The organism is Pedobacter hiemivivus (assembly GCF_004331685.1).
Taxonomy (GTDB): domain Bacteria; phylum Bacteroidota; class Bacteroidia; order Sphingobacteriales; family Sphingobacteriaceae; genus Pedobacter; species Pedobacter hiemivivus.
Genome location: NZ_SJSM01000013.1, coordinates 107,615 through 127,785 on the forward strand (window position 1 = coordinate 107,615; position 20,171 = coordinate 127,785).

At 37.8% G+C, this 20,171-nt stretch carries 15 protein-coding genes; 9 read left to right on the forward strand and 6 right to left on the reverse strand.

From position 1 onward, the window contains the following. Positions 1–35: 35 nt before the first annotated feature. Positions 36–686, reverse strand: a complete 651-nt coding sequence (locus EZ444_RS18655; protein WP_131610659.1) for a beta/alpha barrel domain-containing protein — start codon at positions 684–686, stop codon at positions 36–38. A gap of 43 nt (positions 687–729) precedes the next feature. Beyond that, positions 730–1,725 (reverse strand): sugar kinase, encoded by a 996-nt coding sequence (locus tag EZ444_RS18660; RefSeq protein WP_131610660.1) that lies wholly within the window; start codon positions 1,723–1,725, stop codon positions 730–732. Positions 1,726–1,899: 174 nt separating this feature from the next. On the opposite strand from EZ444_RS18660, the gene EZ444_RS18665 reads away from it, so the two are divergent. Continuing rightward, a complete protein-coding gene (locus tag EZ444_RS18665) occupies positions 1,900–2,721 on the forward strand; it encodes an SDR family oxidoreductase (protein WP_131610661.1) in 822 nt (273 codons plus the stop codon). Between the two features lie 21 nt (positions 2,722–2,742). Next, complete coding sequence (gene uxuA, locus EZ444_RS18670) at positions 2,743–3,918, forward strand: mannonate dehydratase (RefSeq protein ID WP_131610662.1); 1,176 nt, start codon at positions 2,743–2,745, stop codon at positions 3,916–3,918. Here the strand turns inward: uxuA and EZ444_RS18675 are convergent. Beyond that, entirely contained in the window at positions 3,915–4,949 is a 1,035-nt protein-coding gene (locus EZ444_RS18675; RefSeq protein WP_131610663.1) for a LacI family DNA-binding transcriptional regulator, read from the reverse strand. The genes uxuA and EZ444_RS18675 overlap by 4 nt on opposite strands. Positions 4,950–5,113: 164 nt before the next feature. On the opposite strand from EZ444_RS18675, the gene EZ444_RS18680 reads away from it, so the two are divergent. The 7 genes from EZ444_RS18680 to EZ444_RS18710 all read left to right on the forward strand — a co-directional run bounded on the left by EZ444_RS18680 (position 5,114) and on the right by EZ444_RS18710 (position 16,868). Next, the gene (locus EZ444_RS18680; protein ID WP_131610664.1) at positions 5,114–5,716 is read left to right on the forward strand and encodes a TetR/AcrR family transcriptional regulator; all 603 of its coding nucleotides are present in this window, start codon (positions 5,114–5,116) and stop codon (positions 5,714–5,716) included. Positions 5,717–5,819: 103 nt separating this feature from the next. Then, complete coding sequence (locus EZ444_RS18685) at positions 5,820–7,022, forward strand: efflux RND transporter periplasmic adaptor subunit (RefSeq protein WP_131610665.1); 1,203 nt, start codon at positions 5,820–5,822, stop codon at positions 7,020–7,022. 5 nt (positions 7,023–7,027) lie between these two features. Beyond that, on the forward strand, positions 7,028–10,219 hold the full coding sequence (locus EZ444_RS18690) for an efflux RND transporter permease subunit (protein WP_131610666.1): 3,192 nt from the start codon (positions 7,028–7,030) through the stop codon (positions 10,217–10,219). Between the two features lie 24 nt (positions 10,220–10,243). Beyond that, positions 10,244–11,653, forward strand: coding sequence for a TolC family protein (locus tag EZ444_RS18695; protein ID WP_131610667.1), 1,410 nt, complete (start codon positions 10,244–10,246; stop codon positions 11,651–11,653). Between the two features lie 401 nt (positions 11,654–12,054). Then, on the forward strand, positions 12,055–12,501 hold the full coding sequence (locus tag EZ444_RS18700) for a protein-disulfide reductase DsbD N-terminal domain-containing protein (protein WP_131610668.1): 447 nt from the start codon (positions 12,055–12,057) through the stop codon (positions 12,499–12,501). A 6-nt stretch (positions 12,502–12,507) separates the two neighbouring features. Further along, entirely contained in the window at positions 12,508–14,211 is a 1,704-nt protein-coding gene (locus EZ444_RS18705) for a protein-disulfide reductase DsbD family protein (protein ID WP_131610669.1), read from the forward strand. 104 nt (positions 14,212–14,315) lie between these two features. Further along, on the forward strand, positions 14,316–16,868 hold the full coding sequence (locus tag EZ444_RS18710; RefSeq protein ID WP_131610670.1) for a zinc-dependent metalloprotease: 2,553 nt from the start codon (positions 14,316–14,318) through the stop codon (positions 16,866–16,868). A gap of 216 nt (positions 16,869–17,084) precedes the next feature. On the opposite strand, the gene EZ444_RS18715 is transcribed toward EZ444_RS18710, so the two are convergent. The 3 genes from EZ444_RS18715 to EZ444_RS18725 form a co-directional block, all read right to left on the reverse strand. Next, positions 17,085–18,173, reverse strand: coding sequence for a sensor histidine kinase (locus EZ444_RS18715; protein WP_131610671.1), 1,089 nt, complete (start codon positions 18,171–18,173; stop codon positions 17,085–17,087). 12 nt (positions 18,174–18,185) lie between these two features. Further along, on the reverse strand, positions 18,186–18,932 hold the full coding sequence (locus EZ444_RS18720) for a LytR/AlgR family response regulator transcription factor (RefSeq protein ID WP_131610672.1): 747 nt from the start codon (positions 18,930–18,932) through the stop codon (positions 18,186–18,188). Between the two features lie 491 nt (positions 18,933–19,423). Then, entirely contained in the window at positions 19,424–20,044 is a 621-nt protein-coding gene (locus EZ444_RS18725; RefSeq protein ID WP_131610673.1) for a phosphatase PAP2-related protein, read from the reverse strand. Positions 20,045–20,171: the final 127 nt, after the last annotated feature.

The following is a 20,171-nucleotide window of genomic DNA, read 5'->3' on the forward strand; positions in this document are numbered from 1 at the left end:
ACAGCTGATCAAGGTTCTTTAAATTTATACCTAAATTAACCTTTAACTAAGGTAATAAGCAACTGGCAACGTTCTGTTAGCCAATTATAATCTTTGGCATTTTCAGGTTGCTGAAACAATTTAGAACCAAAGCCTAAAGCAGTAACACCTGCATTTAACCAATTGTCAATATTTTCCTTATTTACATCAACACCACCTGTTGGCATAAATTTAAGATTAGGAAACAATGGCTTAATTGCTTTTAGAAATCCTATACCTAAAGTATCTCCCGGGAAAAGCTTAACCAATGGTGCACCAAGTTCTTCAGCCAAATTAATTTCAGTAGGCGTCATACATCCCGGTACCCATAATATATTGTGCAAAGCTGTTATTTCGGCAAGATCTGCTCTTACAATAGGACTAACGATAAAATCAGCACCAAGTTCGATGTAAGCTTCCGCCTGTGCTACTGTTTTTATAGTGCCTATCCCAAGCTTCATATCAGGAAAGTGTTCATTTCTATAAGCTAATAATGCTTTAAAATTTTCTGGCGCTTTCGGTCCTCTGTTTGTGAATTCAAACACGCGAATACCACCAGCATAACTTGCCTTTACTACTTCTATACAGGTTTGAGCATCTTCATTATAATAAACCGGGATAACCGGGTATTCCTGAATGACTTTTAAAGGGTTTGTTTCTGTTTTCATCTGTATATGATTATTTTATCGTTACAATCTGTTGTTATTTTTATTAAATAGAGCCGTCACCAAAATCGCCTTTTACAAAAAGCTTTTTATAACCAGATGAGGTTGCCTTATCTATAATCTCCTGACCATCATTACTGCTGGTTAATCCATAAATTAAACCTGCCATAAAAGCATCACCACTACCAATTCTATCCACAACTTCATTCGTTTCCAATATAGAAGAAATGTAATTGTTATCAGGTGTATGGTAAGTTCCATAAAACAAATTATGCTTAGGATTGTCCATAAACCGGAAGGTATTAGCTATATGTTTACACTGCGGGAAACGGTTGAAGACAGCTTTTGCCGAAGCATTGGCATGAATTGCATAATCTTCAGGAGAAGTTTGACGATCTAATTTTTCATCTACGGGGATACCAAGCATTTTATTTGCAGCCCAGATATTACCCATAATTACATCGCAGTACGCTACCAATTCAGGCATCACATCAATAGGTTGCTTTCCATAATCCCACAATCTGCTTCTATAATTTAGATCTACAGATATTTTTAGTCCTTTTTTTCTTGCAGCGATTAGGGCTTCCTTACACACAGCAGCCATGTTTTCACTCAGCGCAGGGGTTAAAGCGGTCCAATGAAACCAGGTATGACCATCCAGTACCTTTTCCCAATCAATTGTTCCAGGAGTAAGGCTGCTAAACGAGGAGAATTTCCTGTCATAAACAACTTCTCCACTGGTTAAACCATTAGCTGAAAGCAAAAAGTATAAACCTAGTCTACTTCCTTGTAGTACAGTTTTAGTTGTATTTACGCCCAAGTCTTGCAAAGCCTGAAGTGCATTGTTTGCCAATGCGTTGTCTGGTACACAACTTACATAAGCACATGGAATATTCCATTGACCTAATGAGGCCGAAACATTTGCTTCAGAGCCACCAGGAAATAAAGAAACAGTGTGATTTTTAGAAATAAATTGATCTTCAGTAGAACTGAACCGCAGTAGCAATTCACCAAACACCAATATGTTTTCTTGATTTAGCATATATATAATAATTTCAGATTGCAATAATACAGGTTCTTGCAATTAAATAGAAGTAAAGTAATTTATTTAATAAATTTCAAACGATTTCGTAAATATTTAGTGCTGATTATTGACATCAAACATTAAATTTCATTAACATTGATAGAATTAATTAACCCATTTTAAATAGATTATATGAAGAGCAAAGATCTGTTTTCGCTGGAAAACAAGGTAATCGTAATCACAGGAGCGACAGGTGTATTAGGAGAATCTTTTGCATTGGCCGTTGCAGCAGCAGGGGCAAAGGTTGCCATTCTGGGCCGAAATGAGGAGAAAGCCAATGAGCGTGTGAGAGCCATTACAGCAAATGGAGGTGAAGCGATTGCGGTGATCACAGATGTATTGAATGAAGCAGCACTAATAGAGGCTAAAAATCAAATATTAAGTACTTGGGGTACAATTGATGGATTGGTAAATGCAGCAGGTGGAAACATTCCGGGTGCAACTATCTCTCCTGATCAGAACCTATTCGATATAAATATTGCCGATACTCAAAAAGCAGTTGAATTAAATCTATTTGGTACAGTTTACCCTACACATGTTTTTGGACGGGTAATTGCCGAGAAAGGTAAAGGATCTATTGTTAACATCTCATCATTAGCGGCACAACGTCCTTTAACACGTGTTTTAGGCTATACAATGGGCAAAAATGCGATAGAAGGTTATACCAAGTGGATGGCAGTTGAACTGGCGCAGCGTTACGGAGATAAAGTGAGGGTAAATGCATTAGCACCGGGCGTATTCTTAACAGAGCAGAACCGTTCGTTACTAACCAATCCCGATGGAACTTTTACAGATCGTGCACAACGCTTTGTAAACCATACTCCATTTGGCCGTTTGGGTAGTCCAGAAGAACTAAATGGTACATTAATTTATTTATTAAGTGATGCATCGGCCTTTGTAAATGGAGAAACCATTTTGGTTGATGGCGGATTTAATGCTTACAGTGGCGTTTAAAATTGATAACAACGATATAAAATGAATACAGCAAAACATAAGTTATTACAAACCTGGCGTTGGTATGGACCAATAGATCCAGTTAGTTTGCAAGATGTAAAGCAAGCAGGTGCTACAGGAATTGTTAGCGCATTACACCATATTCCGCATGGCGAGATATGGCCATTGGAAGACATCATCGAAAGAAAAGCAATTATTGAAGCTGCTGGATTAACATGGGCAGTGGTAGAAAGTGTACCTGTTCATGAAGCCATCAAAACGCGCAGAGCTGATGCAGATCACTATATTGAGAATTATAGAGAATCACTAAGAAACCTGGCTAAATGTGGCATCAAAACAGTATGCTATAATTTTATGCCAGTGCTTGATTGGACACGTACGCAATTGGATCTAACCATGGCCGACGGTTCAAAGGCGCTATATTTTAATTGGTTGGACCTTGCTGTTTTTGATCTTTTTATCCTGAAAAGGGAAGGTGCAGGTGCTGATTATTCTGATAGCCTGAAAGACAGGGCGAAAGAGCGTTTTGCTACGATGAATACTGACGAGCTAAATGAGTTGAAAATCAATGTACTGATGGGGATACCCAACGAAAAAGGAATTGAACTGGAAGCTTTACGTGCCAGTATCGAAGAATATAAAACCATTGGTAGAGAGGGACTAAAGAAAAACCTGGCTTATTTCTTAAATGGAATTGCAGACGTATGTGAAGAAACTGGGATAAACATGACCATCCACCCGGATGATCCACCTTATGCCATACTAGGTTTGCCTCGCATTGTGAGCACAAAAGAAGATTTAGTAGATATTTTGAGAAGTGTAGACAAACCTTTTAATGGTATTTGTTATTGTACGGGATCATTGGGTGCGGGCGTATCAAACAATCTTCCAGAGATATTTGAAGCGGTAAAAGAACGGGTATACTTCCTACACCTTCGTAATGTAACCAAGGATGCAGAAGGCAACTTTTATGAAGCAGACCATTTGGGTGGCGACGTAAATATGTATGAAATTATGAAAGCTGTTACTGCAGAAAATGCGCGTAGGGCAGAGCCAATACCATTCAGACCAGATCATGGCCACCAGATGTTGGATGACCTAAACAAAGTGACCAATCCAGGATATTCGGCAATTGGGCGTTTACGTGGATTAGCAGAATTACGCGGATTGGAACTGGGTGTTACCGGAAATTACTAAAGAGAATGAGGTTGCGATGAAGCTCTGACTTTAATATGGGTGGGTAGCATAATCGTTTCGTAACCATCGTCAAGGTTTTTTCTTTCAATCAGGGAGATTAGTTTCTCAGCAGCAAGCTGACCAATCTCGAAAGCTGGCTGATGTACTGTACTCAAAGCTGGGTTCATTGCATCAGCCAGTTCTGTATTGGTAAAGCCTATCAATGCCACATCGTCAGGGATTTTATAACCCAATTTATTCAACCATACTAAACATCTGGTGCTGATTTGATCAGTCGCTGTAAAAATAGCATCTGGCTTATCTGCTAAATTCATATAATATTTTATGGCCTGTTCCAGGTCTTCATTCAACTTGTTTGCATCCGTATAATTGCAGGAACGCAACAATTCAGGTCTGTATTTTATTCCACTATCTTCAAGCGCTTGTTTATAGCCGTTTAAACGGTCTGTAGCAATGCTAAGAATTGTATTTGTATTTAAGTGCGCAATGTTTTTGTAGCCGTTATGAATTAAGTGCATAGTCGCATCGTAAGCACCCTTGAAATTGTCAGCGCCAACTTTATGTGTATTAACCTGATCAATTAAGCGATCAAAAAGAACTACTGGTAAACCTGAAGCCTGTAAAGAATTCAGGTAACTAAAGTTTATCGTTTCATAAGCCGGAGAGATCAGTATTCCATCAACGCCACCCGCATAAAGCAATTCAATACAGGCAGTTTCCAGTTTTTCGGATTCCTTGCTTTGCATGATAATGATCTGATAAGATTTATCACTACTCGCTTTATGTATTCCATCCAACATCTGGGAAATTACATTATTATCTAAAGAACATACTACCACACCAATAGATCTGCTTTTGCCTTCTTTTAGGCCCTTAGCCATTCTATTGGGTGAATAATGATGCTGTTTAGCATAATCTAAAACCTTTTTCTTCGTCTCGGAGCCAATTTCATGACTATCATTTAAAGCCTTTGAAATTGTAGAAATAGATAAATTAAGCGCTTTAGCAATATCTCTTAATGTAACGGTCATACTCTTCCTCTTTAAATAGAAACGCTAATTTGCGATTATTAAGGCGATAAGCTTAAATTTATTTTAATAAATCATTTATTGACAAATGAATGATGGATTCTTGAATAACTGTTTTTACATTTGCTTAACGGTGTTAGATTATTTATACATCTTGACAAAATGTAATGGGAAGTAAAGAACGCATACAAAGGCTAAAAGAAGAAACGAGGACCAATATCCTTGAAGCAGCCTTACAAATCGTTAAAGAGGATGGCTGGCAAGCGCTAAGCATGAGAAAAATTGCAGATAAGATAGAGTATACAGCCCCAATTATTTACGAGTATTTTACCAATAAAGAAGGAATCTTACTTGAATTAACCCGACAGGGGTACATATTACTTGGTAAAAATGTTAAAGCTGCTAAAGGCAAATACGAAAAAACTGAGGAACAATTGGAAGCCATGTGGACTGCCTACTGGAATTTTGCCTTTAAACACAAAGAGTATTACCAGTTAATGTTCGGCGTAGATATGGTTTGCTGCGAACAAAAGAAAGCAAAGGTGCCGGAAATGGAGTTTCTGGATAATTTGTTTTTTGACACCATTAAAGACCTGATGAAAGCTGAACAGCCAGAAGAAGGGGTAATATGCAGGAAGTATTATACTTTTTGGTCTATTATACATGGTCTGATCTCTATCAATATGGTAAATAAAGGAAGAGACGAAGAGATGAATCAGCATATTTTAAAAGACGCTTTAAAAGGTATTATTAAATACATAAACGATTAATTTTTTGCAGGCTTTACAAGAAAGCCTGTTTTTTTCTAGAACTACTTAACACTGTTAAATCACTTACATACGTTATAATCATAAATTAATAAAATCAATTCTCATGAAATATAAATCCTTTTACCCATTATTACTTAACGCTGTTAGATCATCTAATAACGTTGCAAAGGCAATAGCCCTGATATTTGCCCTTTTTTTATATAGTTGCACTAGTAAAACTCCTCAGGCTGCAGCACCTGCACCACCAGCTTTACCGGTAGCAAGTGTAACTTCAGGTACAGAGACAACCTTTCAAGAGTATCCAGCTGCTATAGAGGGTACTGTTAATGTTGAAGTTCGACCTCAGGTTAGCGGAAGCTTAGAGAAAGTGTATGTTGATGAAGGTGCCTTTGTAAATGCCGGGCAGCCGATATTTAAAATTAATGATCAACAATATCGTGCCTCTTTAAATAATGCAGTTGCAGCACAGCATTCGGCAGAAGCTGCTTTGATTAACGCACAGTTAGAAGTAGAGCGTTTAACGCCACTGGTTCAGAATAAAGTAATCTCTGAATTTCAGTTAAAATCAGCCAAAGCTACCGCACAAGTTGCAAAAGCGAATATAGAGCAGGCAAAAGCAAACGTGTCTACAGCTTCTATAAACCTTGGCTATACACTAATTAAAGCTCCTGTAAGTGGTTATATCGGCCGATTAGCTAAAAAACAAGGTAGCTTGGTGGCCCCAGCTGATGTGGATGCCCTGACTCAATTGTCGGATGTGCATGATGTACATGTATATTTTGCGCTTGGCGAAAAGGATTTTGTGAACTTTAAAGAACAATATCCCGGACAAACGCTAAATGATAAGATCAAACAACTACCTGCAGTAAAATTGATTCTGGCGGACAATACTGAATATGCCAGGTTAGGAAAAATAGATGTCATAGATGGTCAGTTTGATAAAACTACAGGTGCCATTACGGTACGGGCCAAATTCCCTAATCCACAAGGCTTATTAAGATCAGGCAATACCGGAAAAATACGATTGAGCTTGCAACACGACAATATGCTTGTGGTGCCACAGATTGCTACGATAGAAGTGCAGGATAAGATATTCGTATTTGCACTTGCAGATAGCAACAAGGTTAAAAAACAAGCCATTACTGTAATTGGTAAAACAGGAACCAATTACCTGGTAAAGGATGGTATAAAAGCCGGTGATCAGATTGTGTTAAGTGGTCTAGACCGCCTACAGGAGGGCGCAGTGATTGCGCCACAAAGAGCACTGACAAAGTCGCTAAAAACTAATTACACTTTAAAACATTAACAATCATGTTCAAAATATTTATACAAAGGCCGGTGTTGGCTACTGTAATCTCCATCTTATTGGTCATACTTGGAGTATTAAGCCTTACTAAATTACCCTTACAGCAGTTTCCGGATATTGCACCGCCTTCTGTATTGGTTACGGCCAATTACCCTGGTGCCAATGCCGAAACCGTGCTACGCTCTGTGGCGCCATCATTGGAAGAATCCATCAATGGTGTCGAAAACATGAGTTACATGAGTTCAACAGCCAGTAACGACGGTACTTTGGCCATCACCGTTTATTTTAAGCTAGGAACGGATCCGGATCAGGCTGCTGTAAACGTACAAAATCGTGTTACACAAGCAACCAGTCAATTGCCATCGGAAGTTGTACAGCAAGGGATCATTACGGCGAAACAGCAAAATAGCTTTATCATGGCTATCGGAATGTACACCGAGGATGAAAGTAAATACGATCAGACTTTCATAGCCAACTATGCACAAATAAACATTATACCTGAAATCAAACGTATTCCCGGTGTAGGATCTGCCAGTATATTTGGTGGTGTTAAGGATTACTCGATGCGGATTTGGTTAAATCCAACTCAAATGGCAAGCTATAAAATCACACCTAATGAAGTGATGGCTGCGATACAAGATAAAAGTTTAGAAGCTGCACCCGGACGTTTTGGAGAACGTAGCAATGAGGTTTTTGAATATGTAATTAAATATAAAGGCAAACTTACAAAACCAGAAGAATACGAAAATATAGCGATCCGATCTAATTCAGATGGTTCCGTATTGCATTTAAAGGATGTAGGCAGAGTTGAATTTGGCGCTTATTCCTATAACAGTCTTACCCGTTTGAATGGTAAAAAAGGGGTTGTGCTAGGAATTATTCAATTAGCAGGTTCTAATGCTAATGAAATCCAGATCGCCATCAACAAACTGATGGAGAAATCAGCTAAAGATTTTCCTGCAGGTGTGAAGCACAATATATTTTACAGTACAAAAGTAGCGCTCGATCAATCTATTGAACAAGTTGTACACACACTTATCGAGGCATTTATCCTGGTATTCATCGTTGTATTTATATTCCTTCAGGATTTTAGATCGACATTAATCCCTGCCATTGCTGTTCCCGTGGCTATTTTGGGTACTTTCTTCTTTATGCAGCTCTTTGGTTTCTCTATTAACCTGCTCACTTTATTTGCGTTGGTACTTGCCATAGGTATTGTGGTAGATGATGCGATTGTAGTCGTCGAGGCCGTACACGCTAAAATGGAACATAAACACATAGGTGCAAAACAAGCCACTCATGAGGCCATGCATGAGATCAGTGGAGCTATCATTTCCATTACCTTAGTGATGTCCGCTGTATTTTTACCTGTAGGATTCCTCGAAGGTTCAACAGGTGTTTTCTACAGGCAGTTCGCTTTTACTATGGCGACCGCAATTATTATATCCGCCATTAATGCCTTAACCTTAAGTCCAGCCTTGGCAGCTTTGTTTTTAAAGAGTAACCACACAGGTCAAGCAGAAGGCACTAAAAAAGGCTTTAAAGAGAAATTCTTCGCTGGATTTAATAGCAGCTTCAATGCAATGACCAATAGATATGTTAATGGTTTGCGTTTCCTAATCAAAAACAAAGTAGTAAGTATTGGTGCATTGGCCATTATTATATTGGCTACAATCTGGTTGGTTCGTACTACACCTACAGGCTTTATTCCAACAGAAGATCAAGGTTTCGTGGCTATAGCCGTAAATACGCCTTCAGGAACTTCATTAGATGGTACAGCTAAGGTTATGCAACAGGCGGAAACAGAACTACGTTCTTTGGATGCATCAAGATTTGTGACTGCAATAACAGGATTTAACTTACTAACCTCATCAACTAGCCCTTCATCAGCAGTAGTTTTTGTACTGTTAAAGCCTACTAAAGAAAGAGGAAAGGTTCAAGACATCAATGCAATCATGGAGGTGATCAGAGGTAAGTTAGGTGCCATAAGTGGCGGTAGTTTCTTCGTTTTTAGCTTTCCAACGGTTCCCGGTTTTAGTAACGTAGAAGCCTTGGATCTTGTCTTACAAGATAAAACAGGTGGTAAACTGGATAAATTTAGTGGAATAGCCAATAATTTTATTGGGGAGTTGATGAAACGCAAAGAAATTGCTGTAGCCTTTACCACTTTTAAAGCTGATTATCCGCAATTGCAATTAGAAGTAGATGATGAGAAAGCAAATCAATTGGGCGTTAATGTGCGTGATATTTTACAAACCATGCAAGCTTATTTTGGTAGTGCTCAAGCTTCAGATTTTAATCGTTTTGGTAAGTATTACCGTGTATTGGTTCAGGCAGATATCGCAGATAGGGCAGATCCATCTGCAATAGACCGCGTGTTTGTTAAAAACAAGACAGGGGAGATGGTACCTATAAAAACATTGGTAAAATTATCCCGTGTTTATGGATCGGAAACAGCATCTCGCTACAACCTTTTTAACTCCATTCAGGTAAATGCCATTCCAAAACCAGGCTATAGTTCTGGTGATGCCATTAATGCAATACAGGAAGTTGCTAAAGAGCAATTGCCAGCAGGTTATGGATTTGAATTTTCTGGGCAAACCAGGGAAGAAATGTCTTCAAACGGGCAATCTACCGTTGTATTTATGCTGTGTTTAATATTTGTATACTTCTTATTGGCAGCGCAATATGAAAGCTATATTTTACCCTTAGCAGTTATATTATCTGTTCCAACCGGAGTATTAGGTGTGTTCGTGACCATTGGTTTAACTGGTATAGAAAACAACATTTATGTACAGGTTGCATTAATCATGCTCATCGGACTACTCGCTAAGAATGCTATTTTGATTGTCGAATTTGCCATACAGCGTCGCAAGGCAGGTTTGTCATTGGTTAACGCTGCTTTAGATGCTGCAAGACTGAGATTACGCCCAATTCTGATGACTTCATTAGCGTTTGTTGTAGGATTGTTTCCAATGAGTATCGCTACAGGACCATCAGCTCAAGGTAATCACTCCATCAGTATTGGCGCTGCAGGGGGAATGGTCTCTGGTGTAATTCTTGGACTGATGCTGATCCCTGTATTGTTTGTCATCTTCCAGAATTTACAAGAAAAAGTATCAGGAAAGCCTTTACAGGATGAAAACAATCATCAACCCGAAGTGATCAAGGTAGATTCAGAGATAATATATTCTTAATCATTTAAATAATAATAAGATAAAATGAACACATATAGAAATACATTAGCTGCTTTATTCGTTTTGCTGGTGCTTGCTGGATGTAAAGTATCAAAAGATACAGCATTGCCCATCAAAGCAATCCCTGAAAAATTTAGGGATGCCCAAGGGCAGGATTCATTAAGCATTGCTGATCAGACTATAAAAGATTTTTTTAAAGAAGAAGAACTAAGAAACCTTGTAGATACAGCTTTAGTAAGAAACTATGATTTGCAGATTGCCCTCAAAAACATGGAATCCGCACAGCAATTACTGAAGCAATCAAAGTTAGGCAATATACCACAGGTAGATTTGCAAATAACAGGTAGTTCGAATCGTCCTTCAGATAACAGTTTAAATGGCTTAAGTACCAGCCAGTTTTTAAAAACAACTCACGTCGAAGACTTCAATGCGAATGTGGGGTTAAGGTGGGAAGCAGACATCTGGGGTAAAATAAAGGGTGAGAAACAAGCTGCTTTGGCAACCTATTTACAAACGGAGGAGGCAAAAAAAGCCATCCAGACTCAGTTGATAGCCAGTGTTGCTCAGGGATATTACAGATTGCTAATGATGGATGCACAGATTGCTATTGCTAAAAAGAACTTGGCTTTAAGTGATAGTACTTTAAGAATTATCCATTTACAGTTTGATGCCGGACAGGTAACATCGCTTGCTATTCAGCAAGCTAAAGCTCAACAGTTGGTGGCTGCACAGTTGATTCCTAAATTTGAGCAAGATATAACGATCCAGGAGAATGCCCTGCGAGTATTAACTGGACGATTACCAGGAAGTGTTGATCGTTTGGCAAGCTTGGAAAAAAGCGATGTCATTAGTCAGGTTTCTGCGGGATATCCTACAGCCATGGTGAGCAGACGTCCAGACGTTAAAAGTGCCGAATTGTCTCTAAACATTGCCAATGCTAAAGTCGGTATTGCTAAAGCAAGTCTCTATCCATCCTTAAGTATTACTGCAAGTGCAGGCCTTAATTCATTTAAAGCCAGTAATTGGTTTAATATACCAGCATCATTATTTGGTGTGGTAGCAGGAGGGATTACACAACCGCTTCTTCAGGGCAGACAATTAAAAACGCAATATGAAGTAGCCAAAATTGAAAGAGAAAAAACGGTAATTCAATTCCGTCAATCCGTACTGAATGCGGTTGCAGAAGTTTCTGACGAATTGGTGAAGATTGAGAAATTAAAACAGCAATACGACATTTCGAAAGATAAAGTAAACACCCTGCAGCAAGCAGTTAGAAACGCCAACCTATTATTCAAAAGTGGAATGGCCAATTACCTTGAGGTGATTACTGCTCAAAGTAATTCACTGCAAAGTGAGCTTGAGCTAACCACCATTAAAACGGCACAACTTAACGCTAGAGTGGAACTTTACCGCGCATTAGGAGGGGGATTATAAGGGGGATTTTTTCGATATCACACAATTGTTACCCGATTAATCAACCTTTGGGTATTTAGCTAAAACCAGGAATTATAATCAATAAATTATCAAATAAAAGCGATTTTTATGATAATTGAGATTGTAAGCCTGGTTTTACTGATAAAAGGGGCATTGTTTTATCTCATCTTGCTAGATCAGCAATTTACATTTATTGAATAAAATGATATGTTTGCAGCCGGATAAAAATCACACCCGATAGGGTTGAGACTTATATGCCGTTAAACTTAAAGGTAAAATAGGAGTCAAAGCTGTATACGAAATGTAATATTTAAAGGGTATCACTTAAATTACAGAATTGAATAACCTTGATATTAGAGGAAATACATAAGTTTGCTTACACATAAAAAAACAATTATAAAATGAAAAACCTAATCTTGTTAACCGTTGGAATACTATTTAGCTTATCTGCAAGTAGTCAAATTTTGAAACCCGTAAAATGGAGTTATGCTGCAAAGAAAACTTCAAAAACTGAAGCTACTGTGTATCTTAAAGCTACTGTTGATGAGGGATGGCACCTTTACTCACAAAATATGGCTGATGGCGGTCCTGTGAAAACAAGCTTTACATTTGCACCTTCAAAAGCTTACAAAGCTGTAGGTAAAACAATTGAACCAAAAGGAATCACTAAGTTCGAGAAGTCGTTTGACATGAATGTTACTTACTTCGAGAAAACAGTTACTTTCCAACAAAAAGTTAAATTAACTGGTGCAACTGCAATTGTTAAAGGAACACTTGAGTTTATGGTATGTGATGATTCTCAATGTCTACCTCCAGAAACAGTTGAGTTCTCTATTCCAGTAAAATAAGAAATAATGATTTTAAACAACTATTTGACAAGCATGAAAGTGCTTGTCATTGGGCTTTTCCTACTTTTTGGCTCTGTTACCTGCGCATTAGCACAGGAAGCAGATACTTCGACTGCTGATCTTGAATTTACCGAGATTGCACCAGAAGAGGCTCCTAAAGCTGATACAGCCATAGTTGCTCCGGCAACAACCATTACAGATACTACAAAAAAGATAACAACCACAAGCAGCGATGCAAAAGCTAATAAAGCAGAAAAGGAAAAAACCTTATGGGAAACCTTTATTGCAGGATTAGTAGGTGGGTTTTTAGCATTTTTAATGCCTTGTATCTTTCCAATGGTTCCATTAACCATTAGTTACTTTACAAAAAGAGCCGGAAGTAAAAGCAAGGGCATTGGTCAGGCTTTAATTTATGGACTATCTATTATTGTCATCTACGTAGCTTTTGGCTTGTTGATTACCGTAATATTTGGCTCTGCAGGATTAAATGCTTTAAGTGCCAGTGGCTTATTTAATTTCTTATTCTTCATCCTACTCGTAGTGTTTGCCATCTCCTTCTTTGGAGCGTTTGAAATCACCCTACCTAGCTCTATTGTAAACAAAATAGACAACAAAGCAGACAACAGTAAAGGTCTTGGCGGTATTTTCTTTATGGCCGCTTCTTTAGCTTTGGTGTCTTTTTCTTGTACAGGACCAATTATCGGTACCTTATTGGTACAGGCAAGTTCTAAAGGTGAATTACTGGCACCAGCAATCGGGATGTTCGGATTTGCGCTTGCTTTAGCTTTACCGTTTACTTTATCAGCGATATTCCCTGGATTTTTAAGTAGTATGCCTAAATCAGGTGGTTGGTTAAACAGCGTAAAGGTATGCCTGGGTTTCCTGGAACTGGCTTTAGCTTTAAAATTCCTTTCCTCAGCTGATTTGGCCTGGCATTGGGAATGGTTTGACAGAGAGATCTTCTTAGTCCTGTGGATCGTGATCTTCACCCTAATGGGAATTTATCTCCTTGGAAAGATCAAGTTTTCACACGATAGCGATGTTCCTTTTGTGTCTGTACCTAGGTTATTCTTCGCCATTCTATCGTTTTCATTCGCGATGTACATGGTTCCCGGTTTATGGGGAGCGCCAGTAAGCGTATTGAGTGGATTGGCTCCGCCGATGAATACACAGGATTTTATCTTAAGTGGAAATGGATCGTCAGGTGGTTCAAGTGCTGCATCAGCTGACTTCCCTGCTAAAGTAAAATATAGCGAATCGTTGAAACCACCTGTAGGCTTCCACCCATTCTTTGATTTAGATGAAGGTTTGGAATATGCGAAGAAGGTAGGTAAACCTGTTTTGCTTGACTTTACCGGACATACTTGTGTAAACTGCAGAAGAATGGAAGATCTGGTTTGGGTTGACAAAGAAGTTGCCCGCCTGATCAATGAAGAATATGTATTGATCCAGCTATATGCTGATGATCGTAACATTAAAATGCCAGCAGAGAAAGTTCATTACTCGGACATTTTGAAACGCAAGACGGATGATTTAGGTTATTGGAACCTGGATTTCCAGGCGACAAGATATGGATCAAATGCTCAGCCATTATATGTATTGGCCGGTCATGATTTGAATCCCCTGGTACCTGCTCAAGGCGCCATCTTTGATGCTAAAGAATACGCAACTTATCTTAAAAGTGGCCTTGCTAATTTTAAGAGCAAATAAAGACTCAACCAACGTTATGATAAGAACAATAGCTTTTTAGGAGCTAATTATTCTTATCATAACGTTATACCATACCAAACAATCATATAAAAACTATAATCTAAATGAAGAAATTAAGTTTGATCGCACTGGTGCTTTTCTGCGCCAGCTATCAGGGTTTTTCGCAGAAAAAAAATCCAAAAACGCCAACTCCAGCACCAGCTATGGTGCCACCAAGTGGTAATCCGAATGCAATGAACCGCCCGGGCGGGCCAGCAACTGCTCCAAAACCCTATAACCAGGTTATAACGGCTAAAGCAAAAACAGACAAAGGTTTGTTTAAAGTTCATTTTTTAGAAGATCGCTATTTCTTTGAAATCGCAGATTCATTATTGGGCAGAGAGATATTAACTGTAAATAGAATAAGTAAGGCTGCTGCTGGTAACCGTGCTTCTATGATCGGTTATGGTGGTGATCAAATTGGCGACAATGTGATCAGCTTTGAAAAAGGACCTTCAAACAAGATATATTTAAAGAGTATTTCTTTTGGCGAGCGTGCAAAAGATACTACAGAGCAGGGGATGTACAAATCTGTAATGAATTCGAACATTCAGCCTTTGGTAGCTTCTTTTGATATCAAAGCTTTTGCTAAAGATTCTATTTCTGGTGTTAAAGGGGTTGTTATTGATGTTACTGACTATATGAACAGCGATAATGATATTTTCTTTTTTGACGCAGGAACAAAAAAATCATTGTCATTAGCTGGGCAAATTCCTGATAGGAGCTATATCAAGGAAATTAAAGCTTTCCCTATGAATATAGAGATCAGAACGCTTAAAACCTATACAAAATCTGCTCCGCAAGGACCAATGGGTATGGGTGCCCCATCTTCAACACCGGCAACCTACGAACTTAACAGTTCAATGGTATTGTTACCGTCTAGAGAAATGAAACCAAGATTCTTTGATCCAAGGGTAGGTTATTTTGCTACTGGTTACGTTGATTTTGACGCCAATACACAAGGTGTAAAAAATCAATCATTAATTACACGTTGGAAGTTAGAGCCAAAAGCTGAAGATATTGAAAAATATAAAAGAGGTGAATTGGTTGAGCCTAAAAAACAAATCGTTTATTATATCGATCCTGCAACTCCAAAGAAATGGGTTCCTTACCTTATTCAAGGTGTAAATGACTGGCAGGTTGCTTTTGAAAAAGCAGGTTTTAAAAATGCTATTGTAGCTAAAGAAGCACCAAGTGATCCATCGTGGAGCATGGAAGATGCAAGACATAGTGTTATCGTTTACAAACCTTCTGATATTGCTAATGCAAGTGGTCCACACGTACATGATCCACGTACAGGTGAAATTATCGAAACACACATCAACTGGTATCACAACATCATGCAGTTGTTAAGAAACTGGTATTTTATCCAGGCTTCTGCAATTGATCCTCAAGCGCGCAAGATGAAGTTTGATGATAAATTAATGGGCGAATTGATTCGTTTTGTGTCTTCACATGAAGTTGGACATACTTTAGGTTTACGTCATAACTTTGGCTCTTCGGCAACAGTTCCTGTTGAGAAGTTAAGAGATAAACAATGGGTTGAGAAAAACGGACATACGCCATCAATTATGGATTATGCACGTTTCAATTACGTTGCTCAACCAGAAGATAACATTAGTGCTAAAGGTATTTTTCCAAGAATTGGTGACTACGATATGTGGGCAATTGAATGGGGATACAGATGGTTACCTGAATTTAATACTGCTGAAGATGAAGCAAGTTATTCTAATCAAACCATTATTAAAAGAGTTGGTGCAGACAAACGTTTAGCTTTCGGAACTGAAAGTGACTCAAATGATCCACGTAACCAAAGTGAAGATATTGGCGATAACGCGATGGTAGCTTCTGCTTATGGTATCAAAAATCTTAAGCGTATTTTACCTAATATTTTAACTTGGAGCAAAGAGCCTAACGAAAGCTATCAGAACGCAAAAACACTTTACTCTGAAGTTGTTGGTCAGTATGGCCGCTATATGGGACACGTTGTTAAAAATGTGGCTGGTATTTACACAACACCTAAAACTATTGAAGAAAAAGGTGGTATGTATCAGGCCGTGCCTTTTGCAAAACAAAAGGAAGCAATGACTTTCCTTAACGCACAATTGTTTGCTACGCCAACATGGTTAATCAACAAAGAATTAATTGAACGTACTGGTGTAAATCCAACAGACCTTTTCCAAGGTGTTCAAAAAAACACTTTAGGTAAACTTCAAAACGCAAATACCATTGCTAAACTGATCAATGCAGAGGCATTGAATGGTGTTAATGCTTATAGTGCAGTTAATCTGTTTAGTGATCTTAAAGCCGGTGTTTGGTCTGAATTGTATTCACATAAAAATATTGATGTATACAGAAGGAACTTGCAAAAAGCTTATGTAGATAATATGACTAAGTTAATTGTAGCACCTGCTCCATCATCAAATCCTATGGCAAATTTCCCTGGTTTTGGTACGGCTAATCCTATGGGGTCGGATGTTTCAAGCATCGGTCGTGCACATTTAACAACTTTAGCGAAAGATATTCGTGCTGCAATACCTGCTTCAACAGGTATGAGTAAATATCACTTACAAGATTTATTGGTGCGTATCAATTCGGCCTTAAATCCTAAATCGTAAGTTAATTCCGATTTTCTTATTTACTAAGAGGCCTGGTCATAAAATATGACCAGGCCTCTTTTTTTGTACGTATCGTCAATTAGAGAAAATACAAAAATTGGTAATGACGATCGTATTATATGCTCCTAGTCATCCTGAATTTATTTCAGGATCTCGCAATAGAAGGGTGGTCTTTCTCTTGAGAGGTGCTGAAATAAATTCAGCGTGACGAACGCTTTAATTTAGTTCAATTCTCAGCATAACATTAAAGTAATTATTGATATCTTTTTCAGTTTCCAATGATGCCATACTTTCGTAGACCATGCGAAGCCTTTTCCTGATGTTTTCTAAGCCAATATGATGGCTTGTGCTTGTTGTTTTTGTGTTGATTAAGTTTGAGGTTTGAACAACTATCGTTCGACCATCACAGCTAATAGAAACGCGTGCTGGGTGCTCATATTGTAAAAGATCTCCATGCTTAAACATATTTTCAACAAGGGTGATCAATATTAAAGGAATGATTTCAACATCTTTCAGATTATCATCATAATCCAGAAAGATGTTGAGTCCATTTTCTGACTTGATTTTATGAAGCCTGATCAGGTTTTCTACTTGTTCAATCTCATTCGTCAATGGCGTGAAATTACGATCGGCATCTTCCTGTATAGCATACCTCATCATTTCAGAAAGTGACATGATTGCATCAGCAGCTTCAGGAACTACTTTACGCGTATTTGAATAAATGAAGCTCAATGTATTAAATAGAAAGTGTGGGTTGATCTGCGCTTTTAAATGAGCATGTTGAGATTTTACCAGCTCTGCTTGAACGTTTTGATGCTCGATGATCATCAGCAAACGTTCTTTTTCTACCTGCTGTGCAGTCTTCCTTTCTTTTAAATAGTTCGTCAGATAATAGTATCCTGAAGAGAAAAGTAAGAAATACGATGTTCTCCAAACCCCATTCGCTATGGATGTACTATTGAGTTCGACAGGTGTATAAACAGTCAGGCCGGCAAATTTGTGCAAAAAGGCTACGATATATATAGTCAGAGGAACGTATATAACAATCTCTATTAAAACTAGCACTGGAAGCAACCAACTAGTTTTTGAACTCTCGGTTTTTGTTGCGGGCATAACCACATGCGCATGAAAGTAAAACAAGCAAATGTTCAGAATATAAAATACAGCATAATTACTAAAAGTAGCAAAGTACCCCCTTAAAATTCCGGTTACCACAACCTCGTAAAAAATAAATAGGGACCAGGCTACAAAATGAATCTGGTTCTTCTTAATTATAAATAAAATATCTTGCAAATGCTTTTTCATTCATGTATTAGGCTAATCTGGTACTCCTCTATTTGATCTTAATGTTTTCTTCTCTAAGAAAGTCAGAAAATGTTTTTTATAAGTTGTACCTAATGGTACTTCAAGTTTATTGTTTAAAGTAATCGAGGCACCTTCTACTTTATTGATGAAATCCATAGAGATAATAAATGATCTTTGGACCCTGATAAAAGAATTATTACCGTCTAGTTTGGCCTCTAGTTCTTTCATGGTTAAATAAGCGATGTACATCCCGGCAACCGTATGTATTTTTACGTAGTTATTCAACCCTTCAATTGCGACAAGGTCTTTCAGGTTGATTTTTACATACTTCTGAACCTGGTCAGTTTTTATAAAAAAGAATTCTTCATCATTTGTAGGCCTTTTAAGGTTCGATTCTGATTTAAGCAAGCGATTGATCATTAAGGCGAATTTGCTCATCGAAATGGGCTTTAGCAGGTACTCGTTAGCTTGTACACCAAAGGCATCAATAGCATATTTAGAATGTGCGGTCGTGAAAACCAGATATTTAGTTTTATACCTGATGGCCTGCGATAAGTCCAGTCCAGTCATACCAGGCATATCCACATCCATAAAAAGTATATCTATATTATCTTCAACGGTAATATCGATAAGTGCCTTGAGTGGATCCGTAAAATATTTAACCAGATGTAAATTAGGCATTGCCTCAATGTAGTCACCTAATAAATCAACAGCATGCTTCTCATCATCAATAATAACGCAATTTAGTTTGCCATCCATCGAATTTACTTTTAATTGCTATTACTTTTTCTAAACTTATTTTATATTCACCACGGAAAAAGCATCATTCACGTAATAAGTTCTTTATTTCAATTATTTTATAAATAACGGTATTCTATTCGCGTAAAACAATAGCTATTCATTTTTCATTCACCACGTGAGCAGTATTATTCACCACGTAGGAGTGCGTGTTCGCGTAATATAATTGGAGGTGATCTCATTCTTTTATACTTTTAGTTAATGTACCTATTAAAAACAAGGTTCCTGGTGCATTAATGTGCATCAGGAATTTAATAGAGTATAAAAGAATTTAGTACGTTCTCGTATATATTTAGTTCTAAAGGGAGTTCATCCTCCCTTTAGTTACTAAATAACTAAGTAGTTAAAAAGCGCCTGTATTATAAAATCCGCGCAATGAAATACCCCTTAACGATATCGTTATCACCTAATGTTTCCAGATAATCTTCGTAATGCTTTTAAAGAAAGGTATTTTATATTTTAGCCATTGATTTCCCTAAGTACCAACATACCCAGGTAAAAATAGGGGCGGCTAAAATATCAACAGTATAATGAATATGCTGAATCAACAGCAATACTGCAATAGCCAGGGTCGCTATCATTGCGAGTAGCTTATCATTTTTACGTTCCAGACAAAGCACTCCCAAAAATGCAGTAGCCGTATGTCCGGAGAAAAACAAATCTTTTGTAATTACATTGGAGTGGTAAAAGAAAATGGAGCAGGGGTCAGCCAAATTAATGATGCCAACAGGCGGATCAAGTGGTACCAAGGTGATGGTTATTATTCTGGCTAGACATACAAAAATAAATGTCCATAATGCGGTGAGACACATGATTGTATTTCTAGACATTCGATACAATATTAATCCAATCATTACATACAAAACCAAAAATATCAGTATCGAAACGTCTTTTGCAGGGATGTAAGCAAGCAACCGGTCATTTAATACAATTCCTTCTCTGGCTTCCATGTGAGAGAAAAAATGAGGTATAAAAATTAAAATGGCTACAAGAAGTATCATTCCAAGAATGAATTTAATTCTAAATGCCTGGTAATCCCAGGCTATTTGCCACGTAAACTGTTTAGACTGCATTAAATTGGTTAGTATTTAGTTTGGTAAAAATATACAAATAAAGCGATTTTAATAGAAAAGTTGCAAGTACTTGCAACTTTATTCATATCCTAATAAAATTTCTATTTTAATAAAATCTGAGAGAGAA